1 protein-coding gene is annotated in these 340 nt (G+C 31.2%); it reads left to right on the forward strand.

Annotated elements, in window-relative coordinates:
- On the forward strand, positions 1 to 137 hold a 137-nt coding region (locus tag H4J61_RS00075), incomplete at its 5' end, for a transposase (RefSeq protein WP_182182609.1).
- Positions 138 to 340 lie beyond the last annotated feature (203 nt).

Consider the following 340-nt stretch of genomic DNA (forward strand, 5'->3'; position numbering starts at 1 on the left):
AACCTGTATTTGGCAATATTACCGTCAATAAAGGCATGAATAAATTCACGTTGCGCGGACAAGAAAAAGTGAATACTCAATGGCAACTGTATTGCCTTGTTCATAACATTGAGAAGTTAAGAAGTAGCCTGCATTAGGACTTGAAATCCCATCATCACACCATTAAAACCGTCTAAAAACATAGAGTAAGAAAGACATTCCCCATTATTTAATATTTAACAATGCAAAAATTAAAATCGCCAAAAACGTAAACGTTTTTGATTGTTAAAAGAAAATAATCCAGTTAGAGTATTTTGATTAAATAATTATAATAAAAACGAGTAATTCTACAGGCTCGTTA

This window comes from Colwellia sp. MB3u-4, from assembly GCF_014077065.1.
GTDB lineage: Bacteria > Pseudomonadota > Gammaproteobacteria > Enterobacterales > Alteromonadaceae > Cognaticolwellia.